The organism is Klebsiella sp. BDA134-6, assembly GCF_015601345.1.
Classification (GTDB): domain Bacteria; phylum Pseudomonadota; class Gammaproteobacteria; order Enterobacterales; family Enterobacteriaceae; genus Klebsiella; species Klebsiella grimontii.
Window position 1 is genome coordinate 1,400,035 of sequence record NZ_CP064784.1, and the last position, 19,544, is coordinate 1,419,578.

At 54.2% G+C, this 19,544-nt stretch carries 20 protein-coding genes, 1 pseudogene and 1 other annotated feature; of the genes and pseudogenes, 11 read left to right on the forward strand and 10 right to left on the reverse strand.

Features of this window, described 5'->3' with window-relative positions:
* Nucleotides 1-8 precede the first annotated feature (8 nt).
* Together IYV58_RS06440 and ykgO are read left to right on the forward strand one after the other, a co-directional pair.
* Nucleotides 9-272 (forward strand): type B 50S ribosomal protein L31, encoded by a 264-nt coding sequence (locus IYV58_RS06440; protein WP_004129897.1) that lies wholly within the window; start codon nucleotides 9-11, stop codon nucleotides 270-272.
* Complete coding sequence (ykgO, locus tag IYV58_RS06445) at nucleotides 272-412, forward strand: type B 50S ribosomal protein L36 (RefSeq protein ID WP_003859006.1); 141 nt, start codon at nucleotides 272-274, stop codon at nucleotides 410-412. Before IYV58_RS06440 ends, ykgO begins: the two co-directional genes overlap by 1 nt.
* On the opposite strand, the gene IYV58_RS06450 is transcribed toward ykgO, so the two are convergent.
* Entirely contained in the window at nucleotides 409-1,107 is a 699-nt protein-coding gene (locus tag IYV58_RS06450; protein ID WP_049114564.1) for a GNAT family N-acetyltransferase, read from the reverse strand. The genes ykgO and IYV58_RS06450 overlap by 4 nt on opposite strands.
* Before the next feature lie 100 nt (nucleotides 1,108-1,207).
* Here IYV58_RS06450 and IYV58_RS06455 point away from each other — a divergent pair, with 100 nt between their 5' ends.
* Nucleotides 1,208-2,662, forward strand: coding sequence for a MocR-like pyridoxine biosynthesis transcription factor PdxR (locus tag IYV58_RS06455; protein ID WP_087828755.1), 1,455 nt, complete (start codon nucleotides 1,208-1,210; stop codon nucleotides 2,660-2,662).
* Here IYV58_RS06455 and IYV58_RS06460 read toward each other — a convergent pair.
* Entirely contained in the window at nucleotides 2,637-3,107 is a 471-nt protein-coding gene (locus tag IYV58_RS06460) for a YlaC family protein (protein ID WP_004129906.1), read from the reverse strand. The genes IYV58_RS06455 and IYV58_RS06460 overlap by 26 nt on opposite strands.
* 20 nt (nucleotides 3,108-3,127) lie before the next feature.
* Here IYV58_RS06460 and IYV58_RS28255 point away from each other — a divergent pair, with 20 nt between their 5' ends.
* Entirely contained in the window at nucleotides 3,128-3,262 is a 135-nt protein-coding gene (locus IYV58_RS28255) for a hypothetical protein (RefSeq protein ID WP_224326009.1), read from the forward strand.
* Here the strand turns inward: IYV58_RS28255 and maa are convergent.
* The 5 genes from maa to acrA all read right to left on the reverse strand — a co-directional run bounded on the left by maa (nucleotide 3,234) and on the right by acrA (nucleotide 9,411).
* Nucleotides 3,234-3,800, reverse strand: coding sequence for a maltose O-acetyltransferase (gene maa, locus IYV58_RS06465; protein WP_087828754.1), 567 nt, complete (start codon nucleotides 3,798-3,800; stop codon nucleotides 3,234-3,236). The two genes, IYV58_RS28255 and maa, sit on opposite strands and share 29 nt — an antisense overlap.
* 161 nt (nucleotides 3,801-3,961) lie before the next feature.
* On the reverse strand, nucleotides 3,962-4,180 hold the full coding sequence (locus IYV58_RS06470; protein ID WP_004099646.1) for an HHA domain-containing protein: 219 nt from the start codon (nucleotides 4,178-4,180) through the stop codon (nucleotides 3,962-3,964).
* 26 nt (nucleotides 4,181-4,206) lie between these two features.
* Nucleotides 4,207-4,581, reverse strand: a complete 375-nt coding sequence (tomB, locus tag IYV58_RS06475) for an Hha toxicity modulator TomB (protein ID WP_004129911.1) — start codon at nucleotides 4,579-4,581, stop codon at nucleotides 4,207-4,209.
* Between the two features lie 467 nt (nucleotides 4,582-5,048).
* Nucleotides 5,049-8,195: a multidrug efflux RND transporter permease subunit AcrB gene (acrB, locus tag IYV58_RS06480; protein ID WP_004129913.1), complete on the reverse strand. Its 3,147-nt coding sequence runs from the start codon at nucleotides 8,193-8,195 to the stop codon at nucleotides 5,049-5,051.
* A gap of 22 nt (nucleotides 8,196-8,217) precedes the next feature.
* Nucleotides 8,218-9,411 carry a multidrug efflux RND transporter periplasmic adaptor subunit AcrA gene (gene acrA / locus IYV58_RS06485; RefSeq protein ID WP_004129915.1) on the reverse strand — a complete coding sequence of 398 codons (1,194 nt, stop codon included), beginning with the start codon at nucleotides 9,409-9,411 and terminating at the stop codon, nucleotides 8,218-8,220.
* A gap of 142 nt (nucleotides 9,412-9,553) precedes the next feature.
* Between acrA and acrR the strand changes: the two genes are divergently transcribed.
* Both acrR and mscK read left to right on the forward strand, forming a co-directional pair.
* A complete protein-coding gene (acrR, locus tag IYV58_RS06490) occupies nucleotides 9,554-10,204 on the forward strand; it encodes a multidrug efflux transporter transcriptional repressor AcrR (RefSeq protein ID WP_004129917.1) in 651 nt (216 codons plus the stop codon).
* Between the two features lie 130 nt (nucleotides 10,205-10,334).
* Nucleotides 10,335-13,676: a mechanosensitive channel MscK gene (gene mscK / locus IYV58_RS06495; RefSeq protein ID WP_142469152.1), complete on the forward strand. Its 3,342-nt coding sequence runs from the start codon at nucleotides 10,335-10,337 to the stop codon at nucleotides 13,674-13,676.
* Between the two features lie 36 nt (nucleotides 13,677-13,712).
* Here mscK and IYV58_RS06500 read toward each other — a convergent pair.
* The 3 genes and pseudogenes from IYV58_RS06500 to priC all read right to left on the reverse strand — a co-directional run bounded on the left by IYV58_RS06500 (nucleotide 13,713) and on the right by priC (nucleotide 15,406).
* A pseudogene (locus tag IYV58_RS06500) lies at nucleotides 13,713-14,624 on the reverse strand (Rpn family recombination-promoting nuclease/putative transposase).
* A gap of 66 nt (nucleotides 14,625-14,690) precedes the next feature.
* The gene (rsmS, locus tag IYV58_RS06505; protein ID WP_123828391.1) at nucleotides 14,691-14,864 is read right to left on the reverse strand and encodes a pleiotropic regulatory protein RsmS; all 174 of its coding nucleotides are present in this window, start codon (nucleotides 14,862-14,864) and stop codon (nucleotides 14,691-14,693) included.
* Nucleotides 14,865-14,878: 14 nt separating this feature from the next.
* Nucleotides 14,879-15,406 (reverse strand): primosomal replication protein N'', encoded by a 528-nt coding sequence (gene priC / locus IYV58_RS06510; protein ID WP_112165799.1) that lies wholly within the window; start codon nucleotides 15,404-15,406, stop codon nucleotides 14,879-14,881.
* Between the two features lie 69 nt (nucleotides 15,407-15,475).
* On the opposite strand from priC, the gene IYV58_RS06515 reads away from it, so the two are divergent.
* The 5 genes from IYV58_RS06515 to recR all read left to right on the forward strand — a co-directional run bounded on the left by IYV58_RS06515 (nucleotide 15,476) and on the right by recR (nucleotide 19,543).
* The gene (locus IYV58_RS06515; protein WP_004129932.1) at nucleotides 15,476-15,853 is read left to right on the forward strand and encodes a DUF454 family protein; all 378 of its coding nucleotides are present in this window, start codon (nucleotides 15,476-15,478) and stop codon (nucleotides 15,851-15,853) included.
* A gap of 150 nt (nucleotides 15,854-16,003) precedes the next feature.
* Complete coding sequence (gene apt, locus IYV58_RS06520; RefSeq protein WP_004129935.1) at nucleotides 16,004-16,555, forward strand: adenine phosphoribosyltransferase; 552 nt, start codon at nucleotides 16,004-16,006, stop codon at nucleotides 16,553-16,555.
* Nucleotides 16,556-16,646: 91 nt separating this feature from the next.
* The gene (gene dnaX / locus IYV58_RS06525; RefSeq protein ID WP_123828388.1) at nucleotides 16,647-18,548 is read left to right on the forward strand and encodes a DNA polymerase III subunit gamma/tau; all 1,902 of its coding nucleotides are present in this window, start codon (nucleotides 16,647-16,649) and stop codon (nucleotides 18,546-18,548) included.
* Nucleotides 17,881-17,945, forward strand: a sequence feature (DnaX frameshifting element). Its footprint overlaps the gene before it by 65 nt.
* A gap of 57 nt (nucleotides 18,549-18,605) precedes the next feature.
* Nucleotides 18,606-18,938, forward strand: coding sequence for a YbaB/EbfC family nucleoid-associated protein (locus IYV58_RS06530; protein ID WP_004129943.1), 333 nt, complete (start codon nucleotides 18,606-18,608; stop codon nucleotides 18,936-18,938).
* On the forward strand, nucleotides 18,938-19,543 hold the full coding sequence (recR, locus tag IYV58_RS06535) for a recombination mediator RecR (protein WP_004129946.1): 606 nt from the start codon (nucleotides 18,938-18,940) through the stop codon (nucleotides 19,541-19,543). The genes IYV58_RS06530 and recR overlap by 1 nt, the downstream gene beginning before the upstream one ends.
* Nucleotide 19,544: the final 1 nt, after the last annotated feature.

Genomic DNA, 19,544 nt, shown 5'->3' on the forward strand with positions numbered 1-19,544 from the left:
AGGTCGCTATGAAACCCAATATTCATCCGCATTATCGTACGGTGGTTTTTCACGACACCAGCGCTAACGAATTCTTTAAAGTCGGTTCAACGATCCGCACCGAGCGTGAGATTGAGCTGGATGGCGAGACGTATCCCTACGTCACGCTCGACGTCTCCTCCAAATCGCATCCGTATTACACCGGTAAACAGAAGGCCTTCAACAATGAAGGCAGCACCGCTCGTTTCCGCCAGCGCTTCGGCGGTTTTATTGATGCGAAAAGGAGCAAATAATGCAGGTACTCAACTCATTGCGTAGCGCGAAACAGCGCCATCCGGATTGCCAGATCGTGAAACGAAAAGGGCGGCTTTACGTTATCTGCAAAAGTAATCCCCGCTTTAAGGCCGTACAGGGTCGCAAGAAAAGACGTTAACGGAAGCTCTCCAGCGTCCGTAACTGCTGGCCATCGGCGCTAAAGTTGTCGGCGGCCAGCCATTGCCGCATTGCTCTATGAATCTGCGGCCACTCTGAATCGATAATCGAAAACCAGTCGGTATCGCGGTTGTGGCCCTTTATCACCAGCGCCTGACGAAAGCGTCCCTCATACTGAAATCCCAGCCGCAGCGCCGCCCGGCGTGAAGGCTCGTTCAGGCTGTTGCATTTCCACTCGTAGCGACGATAGCCGAGCGTATCAAATACGTAGTGCATCAGTAGCGAGTGGGCCTCGGTTGCCATCGCCGTCCGGCTCAACAGAGGCGAAAAGTGTACGTGGCCGACTTCAACAACGCCATTTTTGGCATCAATTCTCATCAACGCCAGTGAGCCAACGGGCTGGTCTGTCAGCTGATCTATCACGGCATAGTGAATGGGGTCGGCCTGCATGGCCACGCTCTCTATCCACGCGCGATATTCCTCGACGCTGTTATCCGGCTCTCGCAGCAGCCACGTCCAGCTTCGGGTGTCCGGGGCTAAGCGATGGGCATCAAACAGCGCGCTGGCGTGCGTGGAGCGCAATGGCTCAAGCCGGCAAAGGCGACCTTGCAGATTCAATCTCTCGGGGTGCTGACGAGGCTGCCAGTCGGGCAGGGCAGCGCCAACGGGTTGATCGAATTGATTAAGATGGCTCATGGGGGGTTCCTTTGTGGGTGAATGCCATGAGATTAAGCCCTTATTGGTTCCATAAAAAGTGCCATAAGAGTATGTTTATATGGTGCCACGAGGAGCGGTGATGAATATTCCGGATGATGCTTTTTTTACTTTACTCGAGCAGGCCCTATGCGGTAGAGGAAGTGAAACCCTACAGCGAACCCTCTATCAGCAACTGCGCGAGGCTATTTTGCAGGGCACGCTGGCGGGCGATAGTCGTCTACCCGGTTCGCGCGCCATGGCGCAGCATCTGGGGCTTTCGCGCAATACCATCAACAGCGCGCTGGAGCAGCTGGCAATAGAAGGATATCTATTGCGTAGTCGTCAGGGAACGTACGTCGCGCCCTTGAGGTCTCAGGGAGAAGAGGACATTGAGGCGCGCGTTATTGTGCTTCCTGAATATTTACAGGGATTGCCGGCAGCAATTCACCGGGATTCGCCCGCGTTGCTCTTTACGCCGGGAATGCCTGCGGTGAATTACTTTCCACTTTCCATCTGGCGTCGGCTGCTCGATCGGGTACTGCGCGAAGAGGGCAGCACATTACTGGGCTACGGCGATGCGCAGGGAGAGCTCGTACTACGAAAAGCCATTGCTCGCCACCTCGCGCTCTCCCGGGGGATCCGCTGCGAAGCCAGCCAGATAGTGATTACAGAAGGGGCGCTGGAAGGCGTCGATTTATGCACGCACCTGCTGAGCGTAGCCGGCGATATGGCATGGGTGGAAGAGCCCGGGTATCCGGGAGCAAAAAGCATATTTCTCAAATCAGGTCTTCATATAAAGGGTGTACCGGTTGATCGTGAAGGAATGCGTTTAGATACCTCTGCTGATAGCAAAGCGCCGCGATTGATCTTTACTTCACCTTCACATCAATACCCCTGCGGAGCCGTGATGAGCGCCGGGCGACGACTGGCGTTACTGGAATATGCCCGCCGGCATGATTCGTGGATTATCGAAGATGATTACGACAGCGAATTTCGCTATAGCGGTGAGCCCATTCCGGCCATGCTGGGGATGGCCAGGCAGGCGCCGGTGGTTTATCTGGGGACATTCAGCAAAACGCTATTTCCGGCGCTGCGCATTGGCTTTATGGTTATGCCTCCCGCGCTGGCGGAGGCTGCACGAGGCGTCATTGGTGCGCTATTACGCGGCGGGCACCGGGCTGAACAGAAGGCGCTGGCGTTGTTCATTGAAGAGGGGCACTACGCACGTCATTTGGCCGCGATGCGCCGTTTGTACCGCAAACGCCAGCAGCACCTGCGGGACGTCCTGGCTCAAGAACTTAACCATCCTTATGAACTCTTTGGCGGAGGGGGAGGATTGCACCTGACCGTCGCTATCGACAACATGGATGACCAGGCGATTGTGCAGCAGGCCCGGCGCTTTCAGTTGGCGCCCGGGGCATTAAGCCGTTTTTATCTAGATGTAAAAACGGCGCGAAGCGGCTTGGTTCTGGGCTACGGAAATACGTCCGCCTCACATTTCATTGCTGCGGTACGGACGCTCAATCGTCTTATTGCGCAGAACCGACGCGAGTAAGAGAAAACACATCGTAAAATGAGAGGTCGCCTTTGGTGGCGATCATTTTTTGTAGCTGCGCCTTTTGCTCGCGATCGACGCGTGGCGATTGCAGAATACGCTCGAGAAGTTGTTCAGGGACAAACCGGGTGTTATACCATTCGCCGTTGTAGCAAACGCGGAAATCAAGAACGTCGATATCTTCATAACGATAGCGTGGATAGACGTCAAAGAAGAAGAAACCGTTTAGCAGAACAAATAAAACAATTAACAGCCAGACAGAATCCACCAGCGTTTCGGAACGAAGCATCACAATAAGCGTGGCCAGGAAAGCCGCGTACATGGCGACAAAAAGCCATGGGTGGTTGCGAATAAAGCTAATGCTAAAACGCGGACGGTTGTCGCGTTTCTCTTTCACATTAAGTTCATCAATGGTGCTCTTCAGCAGCCGCTGTATTTCTGTCATCTTATTCCCCAAATTCTGCCATGAGCCCGTATGCAGGCGTGACAAATCGGGCTCAGCCTGAGGGCTATTTTATGTTGCGTAAATCTATGGGGAAAGTAACAGATTGGTTGCAGAAAAGCATAACAGTTACCGTTTTTCGCTCTCCAGCATTTTGATAATCTGTGCCGGGTTTCCGCCGACGACGGCGTTGGCGGGCACATTTTTCACTACCACGGAACCCGAAGCCACCACGGCATTATCGCCGATAGCCACGCCAGGATTAATTACTGCCCGCCCGCCAATCCATACATTGTGCCCAATGGTGACGGGTTTTCCGTACTCTTGACCACTATTGCGGTCGACGGGGTCAAGGGGATGCGTGGCGGTATAAATATGTACGCCCGGCGCCAGCATGCAGTTATCCCCAATATGAATCGGACAGACGTCCAGCATGACGCAATCAAAGTTCGCGTAGAAATTTTTGCCGAAGGAGATATTGTAGCCGTAGTCGCAGCGAAAGGTGGGTTCGATATACGCATCACTCGCGTGCCCAAGCAGTTCAGACAATAATGCTTTTCTTAATTCATGTTCTTCAGGCGCCGAATGGTTGTAGCGGTGCAACAGTTGCCTGGCCCGCAGGCGATCGGCTTTCAACGTGGCGTCACCTGCCAGATATAGTTCGCCGGCAATCATTTTTTGTTTCTCTTCACTCATGGACGCTTCCCTTATTTCCTTATCGTCAGGCCGCCATAGTATAAAAAGAAACCGGTTTCATCTTTGCATTAAGCCAACATCTGTGAGCACAGTCACACTTATTCTCATCACCAAAGCGGGGTGTTTTCGACACGAGATGTATGACTTTCATTTGAAATAAACTAGCGGATAAATTTCCAGACTGAAGGTGGGATCTTGTCATACAGTTTATTCATCGTCAGCTCAGCAAGACGATGGTCGGCCGCTGAGTAAAATACCGCCAGTTCATTATCGGAAAGTTCATATTTATTTTTTTCAATTACGCGCTCCAGCGTATCAATTGTCTGACAGCGTCGTAAGCGCATCAAATAGTCTATTTTGGTTAATGTTTTATCAGACATAAATCCACCTTTTGATTGTAATAATACTAACAAGAAAGACTGGCCGGGTTTTCCCGACTGGCGTTGACAAAGCAGCGGAATAACCGATTGCCAGATTTGCGCCATTTCTGCAGATCCGCACTGTTAATGCCGTAGTTGCTGAACAAGACGAAAGTGTCATCCAGATATTCGTCAATCTGAGTAATCAGCTTATTATCCTCAGCATACTTAATTTTATAATTAAGCGCGAACGCGGCAATGTGCTCGATCAATTCATTAAGTTGAAGATTGACAGCCGAAGTTGGGTCATTAACCCAGCCGTGGTTGCTCTCTTCCAGGTTTGCAAGACAGTCATGATACAGGGTTTCGCAGAGAAATTTAAGCTGCGCAATATCATGTCTTTTTGGCGAGTATTCGTCCATAACGCATCCCCTTTTGAGTGGTTTAAACGACCGTTGTGGGATGAACACGACTAACAGACCTGACACATACATTGTAATCTTGCTGTTTAACTATAATCCACTCTTAAAAAGATTTCATCGTGCTATTACGAAAAATTACAATTATCAGCGTCCATTTATCTTCAATGCCTCGGTCTTTATTATATCGTGCCGTTAACCCGATCGGTAAAAATGAATACTGACCTTATATTTCATCAAGTTAGCCGCTGCGTTTTGCCGTTATACGAAGACAACCATACATAAAGTCAGTGATTGAGAATATTCTGAGTTAGGGTGAGCGGGAAGGAAAGTCGCAGAGAAAAACGGAGATAAGCACCACGACTCATCATTAAATATTATATCTCAGGTTATAAAACAAACAATAACAATCCGTGCGCTTTAAATCAGGGAAAAGAAAAGGGCCGCGTATGCGGCCCTGTGAAGAGAGATTAATGATGCTCAACCGGATGGCTGTGCTCAATATCCTCATTTTTCTTACTAAAGCGGCGACGGACTACCACGAAGAACACTGGCACGAAGAAAATCGCCAGAACCGTCGCGGTCACCATCCCGCCCATTACGCCAGTACCAACGGCGTTCTGCGCGCCGGAGCCTGCGCCGGAGCTGATAACCAGCGGCATGACCCCAAGGATGAACGCCAGCGAGGTCATCAGAATCGGACGCAGACGCATACGAACGGCTTCCAGCGTTGCTTCAATCAGACCTTTGCCCTCTTTATCCATCAGATCTTTGGCGAATTCAACGATTAGTATCGCGTTCTTCGCCGACAGGCCAATGGTCGTCAGCAGACCAACCTGGAAGTAAACGTCGTTGGTCAATCCGCGGAAGGTGGCAGCCAGCAGCGCACCCACAACCCCGAGTGGAACGACCAGCATTACCGAGAACGGAATCGACCAGCTTTCATACAGCGCAGCCAGACACAGGAAGACGACAATCAGCGAGATGGCGTACAGCGCAGGTGCCTGGTTGCCTGACAACCGTTCCTGATAAGACATGCCGGTCCAGTCATAGCCAATGCCTGCAGGCAGTTTACCCGCCAGCTCTTCCATCAGGTTCATCGCTTCACCGGTACTCTTACCCGGTGTCGCCTGGCCGAGGATTTCCATCGATGGCAGACCGTTATAACGCTCCAGACGCGGTGAGCCGTATTCCCAGCGTGAAGTCGAGAAGGCGGAGAAGGGCACCATCTGTCCATCGCTACCGCGTACGTACCAGTTACCGATATCTTCCGGCAGCATACGGTATTTCGCTTCAGACATGATATACACTTTCTTCACACGACCGCGGTCAATGAAGTCGTTGACGTAGCTACCACCCCATGCTGCGCCAAGCGTCGTGTTAATATCGCTGATAGAAACGCCAAGAGCCTGCGCTTTTTCCTGATCGATATCCACTTTGAACTGCGGAGTATCTTCCAGACCGTTTGGACGAACGCCGCTTAAGACATCAGGATGCTGCGCAACCATACCAAAGAGCTGGTTACGAGCCTGAGTCAGTTTTTCATGGCCTAACCCTGCCTGGTCGATCAGCTGGAAGTCAAAGCCCGTTGCGGTACCCAGTTCAACAATTGCCGGCAGGTTAAAGGCGAACACCATTGCGTCTTTAATCTGTGAGAAATAGCCCATTGCGCGCCCGGTAATCGCTTCAACTTTGTTCTCTTCGCCTGGACGCTGACTCCAGTCCTTCAGAGAGACGAACGCGATGCCGGTGTTCTGCCCACGACCCGCGAAACCAAAGCCGTTAACGGCGAATACCGATTCAACGTTATTTTTCTCTTTGGTGAGATAGTAATCGGTCATCTCATCCAGAACCTTCTGGGTACGCTCCTGAGTTGCGCCCGCAGGCAGCTGCGCCATGCTCAGGAATACCCCCTGATCTTCGTCCGGCAGGAACGAGCTTGGCAGACGAACGAACAGCCAGGCCATGCCGACAACGATGATCAGGTACAGCACCAGATAACGACCGGTGCTGCGCAGGATGTTGCCTACGCTATCGGTGTAGTGATGCGTGCTCTTATCGAACATACGGTTAAACCAACCGAAGAAGCCGGTGGTTGCGCCATGGCTGCCTTTTTGGATGGGCTTCAGCATCGTGGCGCAGAGCGCCGGGGTCAGAATCAATGCCACCAGTACCGACAGCGCCATTGCGGAAACGATGGTGATCGAGAACTGACGGTAAATCGCACCGGTAGAACCGCCGAAGAAGGCCATCGGGATAAACACCGCGGAAAGCACCATCGCGATACCCACCAGCGCGCCCTGAATCTGGCCCATTGATTTACGCGTGGCTTCCTTCGGCGGTAGTCCTTCTTCGGCCATCACACGCTCGACGTTTTCCACCACCACGATGGCGTCATCCACGAGCAGGCCTATGGCGAGCACCATACCAAACATGGTGAGCGTGTTTATCGAGAAGCCGAACAGCGCGAGGATAGCGAACGTCCCCAGCAATACGACCGGCACGGCGATAGTCGGAATCAGCGTTGCGCGGAAGTTCTGCAGGAACAGATACATAACCAGGAACACCAGAATGATTGCTTCGATCAGCGTTTTCACCACTTCGTGAATGGAGATCTGCACGAATGGGGTGGTGTCATACGGATAAACAATCTTCAGGCCTGAAGGGAAGAAAGGCTCCATTTTCTTCAGTTCGGCACGAATGGCGTTGGCAGTATCCAGCGCGTTCGCGCCGGTTGCTAATTTAATACCCAGACCAGATGCGGGCTGACCATTAAACTTCGCGATAACGTCATAGTTTTCACCGCCCAGCTCAATCTTCGCGACGTCGCGCAGACGCACCTGGGAACCGTCCTGGTTGACCTTCAGCAGAATATTGCCGAACTCTTCAGTATTGGTTAAACGGGTCTGCGCCACGATGGAGGCGTTCAATTGCTGACCTTTCACCGGCGGCGTACCGCCTAACTGTCCTGCTGCAACCTGGGCGTTCTGCGCTTTCAGGGCGCTGATAACGTCAACCGGCGTCAGCTGGAAGTTATTAAGTTTGTTCGGATCCATCCAGATGCGCATGGCGTACTGGGAACCAAACAGCTGGACGTCACCGACGCCGCTGGTACGGCTAATCGCATCCTTCATGTTGGCGGCGACATAGTCAGAAATGTCATCCTGATTCATGGTGCCGTTGGTATTGATAACGCCGACAACCATCAGGAAGCTGCTGGAGGCCTTTTCAACGCTGATACCCTGCTGCTGAACTTCTTGCGGCAGCAGCGGTGTCGCCAGCGCCAGCTTGTTCTGCACCTGTACCTGGGCAATATCCGGATCGGTACCTGATTCAAAGGTTAGCGTAATGGTTGCTGTACCGGTGGAGTCGCCATTGGAAGACATGTACATCAGGTGATCGATACCGTTCATGTTCTGTTCGATAACCTGGGTCACGGTGTTCTGCACGGTTTCAGCATCGGCACCGGGGTACATGGCTGTAATGGAAATTGCCGGCGGCGCAATCGTTGGATATTGCGCTATCGGCAATTTGAGGATCGACAACCCCCCAGCCAGCATGATGATAATGGCGATCACCCACGCAAATATGGGGCGATCGATAAAGAAATTAGGCATGTCTTAACGGCTCCTGTTTAAGTTAAGACTTGGTTTGTTCTGACTGAGCGTTGCCTGCGGCTTGCTGTTTATCGTCAGAAACGACTTCCTGCGCTTTAACCTGTACGCCTGGTCTGACTTTCTGCAGACCGGTGATGATGACGCGATCGCCCGTTTTCAGCCCTTCGGTGACCAGCCATTTATCACCGATAGCCTGAGTGGCGGTAATCTGGCGAACTTCAACTTTATCACCTTCGCCGACAACCATAGCGCTGGCATCGCCACGTGGAGTGCGGGTTACGCCCTGCTGAGGAACCAGCAACGCATCAGGATTTACACCTTCTTCCAGACGTGCGCGGACGAACATGCCGGGCAGCAGAGTGTGATCCGGGTTCGGGAAAATAGCGCGCAGCGTAATAGAACCGGTTGTCTGGTCAACGGTGACGTCAGAGAACTCCAGCGTACCGTTCTGCGGGTATTTCAGACCGTCGTTGGTGACCAGTTCAACCTTCGCTTTACCGTTTTCCTGCTGCAGCTTGCCGTTGGCCAGCTCTTGTTTCAGACGCAGGAAATCGTTGCTCGATTGCGTCACGTCAACGTAGATAGGATCCAGCTGTTGCACGGTCGCCAGCGCGGTGGTTTGCCCGTTTTGCACCAGAGCGCCTTCCGTGACGGCGGATTTACCAATGCGGCCGGAGATTGGCGAGGTGACTTTGGTGTAGGCCAGATTAATGCGCGCGGTTTCAACTGCAGCTTTGGCGGCGACCACGGCGGCGTTGCTCTGCTGAGCCGTCGCCACGGCAGTATCGTAATCCTGTTGGCTAATGTACTTAGTGCCCAACAGTTTCTGATAACGTTTAACCGTCAACTGATCCATATTTGCCGCCGCCTGCGCTTTGGCTAAATCGCCTTTCGCGCTTTCATACGTGGCCTGATAGGTCGCCGGATCGATTTGATAAAGAGATACGCCTGCCTGGATATCGCTCCCTTCAGTGAAGTTACGTTTAAGAATAATGCCACTGACCTGAGGACGAACTTCCGCAACGCGATAAGCGCTGGTACGGCCTGGTAGTTCGGTAGTAATTTGTAGAGGAGCGGATTTGAGCGTCACAATACCGACTTCCGGCATTTGCTGGGCCCCTTGCTGAGCCGGTTTGTCGTCACATCCTGTTAGCGCTAAGCTGCCTGAGAGCATCAGAACGACCGCCAGAGGCGTTAACCCTCTGTTTTTGTTCATATGTAAACCTCGAGTGTCCAATTTCAAATTGTTCAGTGGCTCAATCGACCACAAACCCACTGCTGTGTTTCTATTATGGTCATGCTATGGTACATACATTCATAAATGTATGTAAACGTAACCTCTATAAACTCATCGACCTATGGCACGAAAAACCAAACAACAGGCGCTTGAGACCCGGCAACATATTCTGGATGTTGCTCTGCGTTTGTTTTCGCAGCAAGGGGTATCATCCACCTCGCTGGCCGCAATTGCAAAAGAGGCCGGTGTGACGAGGGGCGCTATCTATTGGCATTTCAAAAATAAATCAGATTTATTTAATGAAATATGGGTACTTTCAGAAGCCAACATCAACGATCTCGAAGTTGAGTATCGGGCAAAATTCCCCAACGATCCACTGTCAGTTGTCAGAGAGATCTTAGTGTATATCCTTGAAGCAACTGTGACAGAGGAACGCCGCCGCCTGATGATGGAAATCATCTTCCATAAATGTGAATTCGTCGGTGAGATGGTCACGTTGCAGGAAGCACAGCGAAGTTTATGCCTTGATAGCTACGATCGTATCGAACAAACATTAAAAGAGTGCATTGCGGCGAAGATGCTGCCCGCGAATTTATTGACCCGCCGGGCGGCGATTTTAATGCGCAGCTACCTTTCTGGCCTGATGGAAAACTGGCTGCTGGCGCCCAACGCCTTCGATCTGCGAAAAGAAGCGCGGGCTTATGTCGAAACGCTGCTTGAAATGTATCAATTTTGTCCCTCCCTACGCGGTTGTGAAGAACGGGAAGCTTAAGTCTCCTTGCGGGCATCAGGAACATTTTTCCTGCTGTCCGCCGCTATTCGCGCGATAACAGAAGTGCTATTCTTCGCGCTGCGACGATCCCCGGTATTCTCCGGCTTTTGCAATCACTCATGTTAACACTATGCTGCATACTATCCGTTGGCGAAACGCCATATCCGCTGTTGTTCTTACCCTGATGTTTTTTATCGGCTGTATTAGCGTTAACCCGGCGCTGGCGGCTGATTTACCTGAACGTTCTGAGGTCCAAAGCCAGCTCACGATGCTGAGTAAGCAAAAGGATCTGACCCCGCAGGACAAGCTGGTTCAGCAGGACCTGACCCAGACCCTGGAAACCCTCGATAAAATCGAACGCATTAAGACGGAAACGACGCAACTGCGTCAGCAGGTGACTCAGGCGCCAGCGAAAATGAATCAGGCTATCGATAGCCTCAACGCGCTAAGCGATGTACCCGATGATGAGGCGACGCGTAAAACGCTGAGCACGTTATCGTTACGTCAGCTGGAAGCGCGCGTCTCCCAGACGCTGGACGATTTGCAAAACGCGCAGAACGACCTGGCAACCTACAACAGCCAGCTCGTTTCTCTACAGACGCAGCCGGAACGCGTGCAGAATGCGATGTATTCCGCTTCGCAGCAGCTGCAGCAGATCCGTAATCGTCTGAATGGCACCTCGACGGGCGAGGAGACGCTGCGTCCTACCCAGCAGAATTTACTGCTGGCGCAGCAGGCTCTGCTGAATGCGCAGATAGACCAGCAGCGCAAAAGCCTGGAAGGCAACACGGTGCTGCAGGATACCCTGCAAAAGCAGCGTGATTACATCACCGCCTACAGTAATCGCCTGGAACACCAGCTGCAGCTATTGCAGGAAGCGGTGAATAGCAAGCGCTTGACGCTGACGGAAAAGACGGCGCAGGAAGCCGTGTCCCCGGACGAAACGGCGCGTATTCAGGCCAACCCGCTGGTGAAGCAGGAGCTGGATATTAACCACCAGCTTAGCGAAAGGCTTATTTCAGCGACGGAAAATGGTAATCAGCTGGTTCAGCGCAATATCAAAGTGAAGACCTGGCTCGATCGCGCTTTGCAATCCGAGCGTGACATAAAAGAGCAGATCTCCGTGCTGAAAGGCAGCCTGCTGCTGTCGCGTATCCTTTATCAGCAGCAGCAAACGCTGCCCTCTGCGGAGGAGCTGAGCGATATGACGAACCGCATCGCTGACCTGCGCCTCGAGCAGTTTGAGGTTAACCAGCAGCGTGATGCGTTGTTCCAGAGCGATGCGTACGTCGCGAAGTTGGAGGAGGGGCATAGTAGCGAGGTGAATTCCGAGGTGCATGACGCGCTTCTCGAGATCGTTGATATGCGCCGTGAACTGCTCGATCAGTTTAACAAACAGCTGGGTAACCAGCTGATGATGGCGATTAACCTGCAGATCAACCAGCAGCAGTTAATGAGCGTGTCGACCAACCTGAAAGCCATTCTGACGCAGCAGATTTTTTGGGTAAACAGCAACCGTCCGATGGACTGGGAATGGGTTAAATCCTTCCCGGAAGCGCTGAAAGGGCAGTTTAAGGCGATGAAAATCACCGTAAACTGGGAAAAGGCCTGGCCTGCGGTATTTATCGCTTTCCTTGCCGGGCTGCCGCTGCTGTTGATCGCTGGGCTTATTCGCTGGCGTCTGCAGTGGCTTAAAGCGTATCAGGCGAAGCTGGCTTCACAGGTGGGGCAACTGCGCAATGATACTCAGCTCCACACGCCGAAAGCGATTCTTATCGATCTGATCCGCGCGCTGCCGGTGGTGCTGCTGATTCTGGCCATTGGTCTGATTCTGCTGACGATGCAGCTGAATATCAGCGATTTGCTGTGGGCCTACAGCAAGAAGCTGGCGCTGTTCTGGCTGGTGTTTGGCCTGTGCTGGAAGGTGCTGGAAAAAGACGGTGTGGCGGTGAGCCACTTTAATATGCCTTCGCAGTTGACCAGCCACTGGCGGCGGCAGATTGTCCGCGTAAGCCTTGCCCTGTTGCCGCTGAATTTCTGGTCCGTGATGTCGGAGCTGTCGCCGCTTCATCTGATGGATGACGTGCTCGGGCAGTTTGTGATTTTCCTCAACCTGCTGCTGATCGCGGTGCTTGTCCTGCCGATGTGCCGCGAGAGCTGGCGCGATAAAGAATCCCACAGCCTGCGCCTTATTACGGTCACCGTGCTATCGATTGTTCCTATCGCCCTGATGGTGCTGACGGCAACCGGCTACTTCTACACCACGCTGCGTCTTGCCGGCCGCTGGATTGAAACCGTTTATCTGGTGATGCTGTGGAACCTGCTCTATCAGACCGTTCTGCGCGGCCTGAGCGTGGCCGCCCGGCGTATTGCCTGGCGCCGTGCGCTGGCGCGCCGTCAGCATCTGGTTAAAGAGGGCGCTGAAGGGGCCGAACCCCAGGAAGAACCGACCATTGCCCTGGAGCAGGTTAACCAGCAAACGCTGCGTATTACGATGCTGGTGATGATTGCGCTGTTTGCCGTGCTTTTCTGGGCGATTTGGTCCGATCTGATCACCGTCTTCGCCTATCTCGACAGTATTACGCTGTGGCATTACAACGGTACGGAAGCCGGCGTCAGCGCCGTGAAAAGCGTCACCATGGGCAGCCTGCTGTTCGCGATTGTCGCGTCGATAGTCGCCTGGGCGTTAATTCGCAACCTGCCGGGCCTACTGGAAGTGCTGGTGCTATCGAGACTCAATATGCGCCAGGGGGCGTCGTATGCGATTACGACCATCCTTAATTACGCCATTATTGTTATTGGCGCGATGACGGTATTTGGCTCGTTGGGCGTCTCGTGGGACAAACTTCAGTGGCTGGCAGCCGCCCTGTCGGTTGGTTTAGGGTTTGGCCTACAGGAGATCTTCGGTAACTTTGTTTCCGGTTTGATTATTCTCTTTGAGCGCCCGGTGCGTATTGGCGATACGGTGACCATAGGCACCTTCTCCGGTACCGTCAGCAAAATCCGTATTCGCGCCACGACCATTACCGATTTTGACCGTAAAGAGGTCATTATCCCGAATAAGGCCTTCGTGACGGAACGCTTGATCAACTGGTCGCTATCCGACACCGTCACCCGCGTGGTCATCCGCCTTGGCGTGGCCTATGGTTCCGACCTGGATAAGGTTAAAGAAGTGCTGCTCCAGGCCGCGCATGAGCATCCGAAAGTCATGCAAGAGCCCGCGCCAGCGGTCTTCTTTACCACCTTCGGCGCCAGTACGCTCGATCATGAACTGCGCCTGTACGTGCGTGAACTTCGCGATCGCAGCTACGCGGTGGATGAGCTTAACCGCGCTATCGATCGTTTGTGTCGCGAGAACAGTATTGATATTGCCTTTAACCAGCTTGAAGTTCATCTGCGCAATGAGAAAGGCGATGAAGTCACAGAGGTGAAGCGTGATAAAGGCGGCGATGCCTCGCCGACGATGGGCTAAGCATAATGGGGCGGCGGGGATGCCGCCCCGCAGGTTTTAATGGCTGAGCGAGGAGAGTTCTTCCTGGCTCAGGCCGGTCAGCTCCATCACCATCTTTGGATCCAGCCCGCTGGCGAGCATTTTCAGGGCAATGCTGCGCGAGTTTTCTTTACGCCCCTCCAGCCTTCCTTCTTTTCTACCTTTTTTACGACCTTTCTCTTCCAGCCATTCGGCAATCGTCATCATGAGCTCCTTGTGCCTGGGCGACTGCTTCGCCAGTTCGCGAATGAGTGGCCTGGGTTTTTCCGTGGATCCCGCCTGCAGCATATAGCGGATTAAGGTATTGATCTGATTTTCCGTCAGATATCCTTGCGCCAGTAGCGTAATCAGCATGGGTTGCAGTTCGGCCAGATCGCGCTGGCGGATATGCTTTTGCAACAGTTCCAGCATCGCCATACGCTGGTGGCGGAGGATGTGATTATCTGGCATAACGGTCAGGTCCACCAGCGGAAAATCGCCGCCGTACAGCGCGCCGGCAAGCTCAGGATGGTCAAAAAGTTGGTGCTAGCTGCGCGTATGTGGCCAGGGGCTGACGGTGCCGTGATAAAACAGGATTGGGACCACCAGCGGCAGCGTCTCGTGGCCGGCGTCAAGGTGGCGCTGCATGGCCGCCAGCGTATAGCGCATCAGGCGAAAAGCCATCAGCTTATCCGGCGAGCTTTGGTGTTCAATCAGCGCGTAGATATACCCAGCCCCGTGCCTCGTTTGCAGGGAATAGAGAATGTCGGAGTAGCTGGATCGCAGGTCCTCTTCGATAAGGCTGCCGGACGCCAGCTGCAGCGTATTGAGATCGCAGATACTTAAAAACGGCGCGGGAAGGTAAAGCTGTAAAAAGTCGCGAGCGACCTCTTTCTGGGTCAGCATTTGACGAAAAATGGCATCGTGCGGCGTACGTGAGAATCTTTCCATGAGCATCTATCCGTTGTGGTAAAGGGCAGGCGATGACTCTGCCACCCCTACCGATCCGCCAACAGACTACTCAGGCGCGTTTTGCGAGGCTTCTTCCGCACTTTTTACTTTGTTTTCATAGTCACGACGGATAACTTCCAGCGCGGCTAGCACGGTTTGCGCTGGGACTTTATTTTCCTCAAGCAGCATAATTAAATCGACCGCCAGCTTGATCTCGTCAGGCGCATTTTCCAGCGACATACTTCTACCTCCAGTTAGCGTGTTAGGCGGGCCAGCCTGTTTTCAATTTTTTCCAGCGCATCGCGACAGCGGGCGAGGCGCCCGGTATAGGCTTCAACTTCCTTTGCCAGCCGTTGCTGATCATCAAGGCTGATGGCTTGCGCCAGCCGTCTCTGGCGATCGTTGCGCATGGCCAGCAGGCGCCGTTCATACTCCTGATGCTGTATCCGTCGCCGCTGCCAGCGGCCAAGCGTTGGCGACGCGCTATCCCAGGCACGTAATGACCAGGTCGCCGTTTCCCGGCTAATTGCGGCGATTTGGGCCACAAGCTGTTCCGCCAGCCAGGCAACCTGCGCCAGCTGCTGGTGCTCGACCGCTTGTTTTAATTCCGTAAAGCGACTTCTGGCTTCATCAAGATAAGCCTGCATCTGCGTGCTTCGGGTTCGGAACAACTGGCGATCGAAACGCGGGCTGAGGGTCGCGTGATTCGCCATCGGCGCTACCTGATCGGCCAGTTCCGCAAGCTGATTTTCCAGCGAATGTAAAAGCCGGGTGGTTTTCAAATAACTCCTCCATCCCCTGATAAGCAACTGTGCTACATTAGCGTTATCTTCTTGATAACGATTCGCATTATGCCACGTATTATTTTGATCATCATTGGCTGGCTGTCGGTGGCGTTGGGAACGCTGGGCGTTTTTTTACCGCTACTGCCGACGACGCCGTTTATCCTGCTTGCCGCCTGGTGTTTCGCCCGCTCGTCGCCGCGCTTTCACCACTGGCTATTGTACCGCTCATGGTTTGGCGGCTACCTGCGCCACTGGCAGCAATACCGTGCCATGCCGCCAGGCGCTAAGCCGCGGGCGGTGGTGATGATTTTACTGACCTTTGCTATTTCTCTATGGCTGGTTAATCTTACCTGGGTGCGCATCTTTCTGCTGATCGTTCTGGCCTGTCTGCTGATATTTATGTGGCGCATTCCGGTGGTTGATGCAAAGCAACAAAAGCACTGATGCGCAATAATGATGGTTGCAATTGTCGCTGACAGCCAGTAAATTCTGGCGTTTTCGAGCGCGGGTAAGCCTGGTCAAAGGTTAAACAAAAGTTTCCTTGGCCCATTTTGCATGTCCGCGAGTAATACCGTTTTAATCAGGCATAAACTTATGACCGCAACAGCACAGCAGCTTGAATATCTGAAGAACAGCATCCAAAGCATCCAGGACTACCCGAAACCTGGCATCCTTTTCCGTGATGTCACCAGCTTGCTGGAAGACCCAAAGGCCTATGCGCTCAGCATTGAACTGCTGGCCGAGCGTTATAAAGACGCGGGTATTACCAAAGTGGTGGGCACCGAGGCGCGCGGCTTTTTGTTTGGCGCACCGGTTGCGCTGGCGCTGGGTGTAGGCTTTGTTCCGGTACGCAAGCCGCGTAAGTTGCCGCGTGAAACCATCGCGGAAAGCTACGAGCTGGAGTACGGCACCGATCAGCTGGAAATCCATGTTGATGCCATTAAAGCAGGCGATAAGGTGCTGGTGGTTGACGATCTGCTGGCGACCGGAGGCACCATCGACGCCACCGTGAAGCTCATCCGTCGTCTGGGCGGTGAAGTGCATGACGCGGCCTTTATTATCAATCTGTTCGATCTGGGCGGCGAGCAGCGCCTGGAAAAACTGGGAATCAACTGCTATAGCCTGGTCCCTTTCCCGGGCCACTAAGCATTTCCCGCCACATAGCCTCGCTGATTGAGCGGGGCTGTGATAGCATGACCCCTCGTGATTTCACCTTCCAGCGTTTCAGAGCCAGCCCATGAGTTATCAGGTCTTAGCCCGTAAATGGCGCCCACAAACCTTTGCTGACGTCGTCGGCCAGGAACATGTGCTGACCGCACTGGCGAACGGCTTGTCGTTAGGGCGCATTCATCACGCATATCTTTTTTCCGGCACCCGCGGCGTGGGTAAAACCTCTATCGCGCGTCTGTTGGCAAAAGGATTAAACTGCGAAACCGGCATCACCGCCACGCCTTGCGGCGTCTGCGATAACTGCCGTGAAATAGAACAGGGGCGCTTTGTCGATCTGATCGAGATCGATGCCGCCTCGCGTACCAAAGTCGAAGATACCCGCGATCTGCTGGATAACGTTCAGTACGCGCCGGCCCGCGGCCGCTTCAAGGTCTATCTGATCGATGAAGTCCATATGCTTTCGCGCCACAGCTTCAACGCGTTGTTAAAAACGCTGGAGGAGCCGCCGGCGCACGTTAAATTCCTGCTGGCGACGACCGATCCGCAGAAGCTGCCGGTGACCATTCTTTCCCGCTGCCTGCAGTTTCATCTCAAGGCGCTGGACGTCGAACAGATTCGCCATCAGCTGGAGCATATTCTCGGCGCCGAGCAGATCGCGTTTGAACCGCGCGCGCTGCAGCTGCTGTCGCGCGCAGCGGACGGTAGCCTGCGCGATGCGTTAAGCCTGACCGATCAGGCCATTGCCAGCGGCGATGGTCGTCTGACGGCAGAATCCGTCAGCGCCATGCTCGGCACCCTTGACGACGATCAGGCGTTATCGCTGATTGAGGCGCTGGTGGCTGCCGACGGCGAGCGGGTTATGGCCGGTGTGAATGAGGCTGCCGCCCGCGGCGTAGAGTGGGAGGCCTTGCTGGTGGAGATGCAGAGCCTGTTGCACCGTATTGCGATGGTTCAGCTCTCGCCGTCGGCGCTGGGAACGGATATGGCCGCGATTGAGCTGCGCATGCGCGAGCTGGCGCGGACGGTGCCGCCAACCGATGTTCAGCTGTACTATCAAACGCTACTGATTGGCCGCAAAGAGCTCCCGTACGCCCCGGACAGACGAATGGGGGTTGAGATGACGCTTCTGCGTGCGCTGGCTTTCCATCCGCGTATGCCGTTACCGGAACCGGAGGCGCCGCCGGTGCCGGCCATTCAGGCCGCACCCGTCCAGCAGGCCGTTCCAGAATCCGCGCCGCCGCCGCCGAATTTGCCGCAGACCACTAGCCAGGTGCTGGCGGCCCGCAGCCAGCTGCAGCGTAGCCAGGGAGCGCCCACCCCAAAAAAGAGTGAACCGGCAGCCGCTTCTCGCGCGCGGCCGGTGAATAACGCTGCGCTGGAACGACTGAGTTCGATTACCGAGCGCGTACAGGCGCGTCCGGCTGCGGCTGCGCTGGAAAAAGCCCCGGCGAAAAAAGAAGCCTATCGCTGGAAATCAACGACGGTTGTTGAAACCGTAAAAGAAGAAGTGGCGACGCCAAAGGCGCTGAAAAAAGCGCTGGAGCATGAAAAAACGCCGGAACTGGCGGCGAAACTGGCAGTCGAAGCGGTCGAGCGCGATAGCTGGGCGGCGGAAGTCAGCCAGCTCGCGGTGCCAAAACTGGTGGAGCAGGTGGCCCTTAACGCCTGGAAAGAGCAGGAGGACAATCGCGTCTGCCTGCATCTGCGTCCGAGCCAGCGTCACCTGAATTCGGCGGGTGCGCAGCAAAAGCTGGCGGAAGCGCTCGGCATTTTGTACGGTACGCCGGTTGAATTGACCATCGTGGAAGATGATAATCCCGCGATGCGAACGCCGCTTGAGTGGCGGCAGGCAATTTATGAAGAAAAGCTCGCGCAGGCGCGTGAAGCGATTATTGCGGATAATAACATTCAGACCCTGCGTCGATTCTTCGATGCGGACCTGGATGAAGAGAGTATTCGCCCCATTTGATTGCAAGTCTGACTTGCGGTCAGCATCCTTAACGATGACTTACTGAGAGAGAAGCCTATGTTTGGTGGAAAAGGCGGTCTGGGTAACCTGATGAAGCAGGCCCAGCAGATGCAAGAAAAAATGCAGCAGATGCAGGAAGAAGTGGCCCGTCTGGAAGTGACCGGTGAGTCCGGCGCTGGGCTGGTAAAAGTCACCATCAACGGCGCGCACAACTGCCGTCGCGTTGAGATCGACCCGAGCCTGCTGGAAGACGACAAAGACATGCTGGAAGATCTGGTGGCCGCCGCGTTTAACGACGCCGCCCGCCGCATCGAAGAAACGCAGAAAGAAAAAATGGCGTCCGTATCCGCCGGTATGCAGCTGCCGCCAGGCTTTAAGATGCCGTTCTGATGCAGACCAGTCCGCTGTTAACGCAGCTTATGGAAGCACTGCGCTGCCTGCCGGGCGTCGGCCCGAAGTCGGCGCAGCGCATGGCGTTTACCCTGCTGCAGCGTGACCGCAGCGGCGGGATGCGCCTGGCGCAGGCGCTAACGCGCGCGATGTCGGAAATCGGCCACTGCGCCGATTGCCGCACCTTCACCGAGCAGGAGGTGTGCAATATTTGCAGCAACCCTCGGCGCAAGGAAAACGGCCAGATTTGCGTGGTAGAGAGCCCAGCGGATATCTACGCTATCGAGCAGACCGGGCAGTTTTCCGGTCGCTACTTTGTGCTGATGGGCCACCTGTCGCCGCTTGACGGGATTGGGCCGGATGACATTGGGCTCGATCGTCTGGAACAGCGTCTGCGTGACGAATCGATGCAGGAAGTGATCCTTGCGACCAACCCAACGGTGGAAGGAGAGGCGACGGCGAATTATATCGCCGAGCTCTGCGCGCAGTATGGCGTAGACGCGAGCCGTATCGCCCATGGCGTTCCGGTTGGCGGCGAGCTGGAAATGGTTGACGGCACGACGCTGTCCCACTCTCTAGCCGGGCGGCATAAGATTCGTTTTTAAT